Source organism: Pelotomaculum propionicicum (genome assembly GCF_004369225.1).
GTDB lineage: Bacteria > Bacillota > Desulfotomaculia > Desulfotomaculales > Pelotomaculaceae > Pelotomaculum_B > Pelotomaculum_B propionicicum.
Window position 1 is genome coordinate 1 of sequence record NZ_QFFZ01000109.1, and the last position, 2,628, is coordinate 2,628.

2 protein-coding genes are annotated in these 2,628 nt (G+C 51.3%); both read right to left on the bottom strand.

From position 1 onward, the window contains the following. Positions 1–177 precede the first annotated feature (177 nt). Positions 178–393 (bottom strand): hypothetical protein, encoded by a 216-nt coding sequence (locus Pmgp_RS18985; protein ID WP_134216217.1) that lies wholly within the window; start codon positions 391–393, stop codon positions 178–180. A gap of 223 nt (positions 394–616) precedes the next feature. Then, entirely contained in the window at positions 617–2,425 is a 1,809-nt protein-coding gene (gene lepA / locus Pmgp_RS18990) for a translation elongation factor 4 (protein ID WP_134216219.1), read from the bottom strand. Between the last annotated feature and the right edge of the window lie 203 nt (positions 2,426–2,628).

Below are 2,628 nucleotides of genomic sequence, written 5' to 3' on the forward strand. Positions count from 1 at the left end.
TATACTAAGTGGCGCAAAATTTTTGATTGCCTGAGAAGATGGAAGTCGCAGAACTTTGTGATGGTTAAGTGAGAAGATATAAATAAAGTTTTTGTTACAGAATGTTCTACATTCAACTTGCGATTTCCTTCTTCTTTGTAACCGTCCCCTGGTTTGCCTGTGTCCCCCGTTTGCCGGTTAGATGTTTTTCAGCCTGGTGAGCAGGGACTGTTTTTTGTCCGGGTCCTGCAGCAGGACTTTAACTTCTTTCCAGACCTCATTGCACTTGTCTTCCTTTTTCATGGCAACCGCGTCCCTGACGGCCAAGTCGATCCGCTTGCGCTCCTCTTTGGTCACAAGGTCCAGGCCCGCCTCACTCAGGATGGGTTTAAGGTGTCTTAAATAACAGCTCACAATGCAGCCTCCTTTTGGGAAGTGAGAAGTGGGAAATGGGACGTGAGAAAAACAATGTTGTAAGACGTAGGGCGTAAGGCGTATGTATTGAAAGTATTTCTTTTGGTCAAAGACCTGTCAGGAATACAGGATATACCTACGGCCTACGCCTTACGGCTTACGACTTAATAGGAATGCAGGATATACTTACGTCCTACGGCTTACGGCCTACGACTAAATAGGTTTATTTCTCTCCTAAACTCAGAACGGCCATGAAGGCTTCCTGCGGGATTTCCACGCTGCCGACCTGTTTCATCCGCTTTTTGCCTTCCTTTTGTTTTTCCAGCAGCTTGCGCTTACGGGTGATGTCACCCCCGTAACACTTGGCGATAACGTCCTTGCGTACAGCTTTGACCGTTTCCCTGGCGATAACCTTGTTGCCGATGGCAGCCTGGATCGGCACCTCAAAAAGATGCCGCGGGATCAGGCCGCGCAGCTTTTCAACCAGCTGGCGCCCGCGGTAGTACGCCTTGTCTTTGTGTACAATAACCGACAGCGCGTCCAGCACTTCATTGGCAATAACCACATCAAGCTTGACCAGGTCGGATTCCTTATAACCCGACAATTCATAGTCCAGGGAAGCGTAGCCTTTGGTACGCGACTTCAACTGGTCAAAGAAATCATATATTATCTCACTCAGGGGCATATCGTACAACATCATGACCCTGTTCACACTCAAGTATTCCATGTTGCTGAATATGCCGCGGCGTTCCTGGCACAACTCCATCACCGCGCCGACATAATCCTTGGGCGCCATAATCGTGGCTTTGACAAAAGGCTCTTCAATCATAGCCATCTTCCCGGCCGGCGGCATCTTGCTGGGGTTTTCGATTTCGATTACCTCACCCGCGGTGGTGGTAACCCGGTAAACAACGTTGGGCGCGGTTGTGATAAGGTTGAGGCCGTACTCGCGCTCCAGCCTTTCCTGGATGATTTCCATGTGCAAAAGACCTAGAAAACCGCAGCGGAAGCCAAATCCAAGCGCCTCAGAAGTTTCAGGCTCATAGATCAGGGAGGCGTCATTCAAGCTGAGCTTTTCCAGAGCTTCCCTCAGGTCACCGTAGTCGACGGAGTCAACCATATATAATCCGCAGTAAACCATGGGGGTGGCCTTGCGGTAACCGGGCAGGGGCACTGGGGCCGGCTGCCGCGCGTCTGTGACCGTGTCGCCTACCCGGCAGTCCTTGACGTTTTTAATACTGGCGGCGATAAAGCCCACCTCGCCTGTATGCAGCGCCCCGACGGAGGTAAGGGAAGGTTTGAAGATACCCACTTCGTTTACCTCAAACTCCTTGCCCGTGGCCATCATTTTAACCTGCATGCCGCACAGCACGGAACCTTCCATCACCCGGACATAGGCTATTACACCCTTATAGGGGTCATAGTGCGAATCAAAAATCAGCGCCCGCAAAGGCGCCTGAGACTGCCCGCCGGGCGGCGGAACCAGGCTGACGATCTTTTCCAGAATCTCTTCTACCCCAAACCCGCTTTTGGCTGAAGCCAGGACAGCTTGGTCGGTGTCCAGGCCGATTACATCCTCGATCTCTTTTTTGACTGTCTCCGGCTGGGCGCTGGGCAGGTCTATCTTATTTATCACCGGGATGATTTCCAGGTTGTGCTCCAGCGCCAGGTAAACATTGGCCAGCGTCTGGGCTTCAATCCCCTGGGCGGCGTCCACAACCAGCAGCGCGCCCTCACAGGCTGCCAGGCTGCGTGACACCTCATATGAAAAATCCACATGCCCCGGTGTGTCAATCAGATTCAACTGGTACTCCAGGCCGTCCCTGGCCCGGTAATTCAGGCGCACCGCCTGCATTTTGATGGTAATACCGCGCTCCCGCTCCAGGTCCATCTGGTCCAGGACCTGATCGGTCATCTCCCGCCCGCTCAGCGAACCTGTATATTCCAAAAGCCTGTCGGCCAGGGTTGACTTGCCGTGGTCAATGTGAGCGATGATGCAAAAGTTGCGGATTCTGTCTTTCTCCCACTCCATATATGGCCTCCTGATGACGTAAAACAACTATATAATTATATCACCGACATAAATGGGTATCAATCTTTACATTTAGCAAGCAGAGCTGACGCATGAAAATGTTTTTTAAATCTTGCGGGGTCTGGAATTGACGTTTTCGCAACTATTGCCTATTCGGTTATTCCAAAAATCACCGGTTTATCCGTATCAACACATCCTTAACT

What these genes read in the sequence shown, in the direction of transcription:
- lepA (WP_134216219.1), bottom strand. Translation starts at nt 2,425, where the DNA reads ATGGAGTGGGAGAAAGACAGAATCCGCAACTTTTGCATCATCGCTCAC.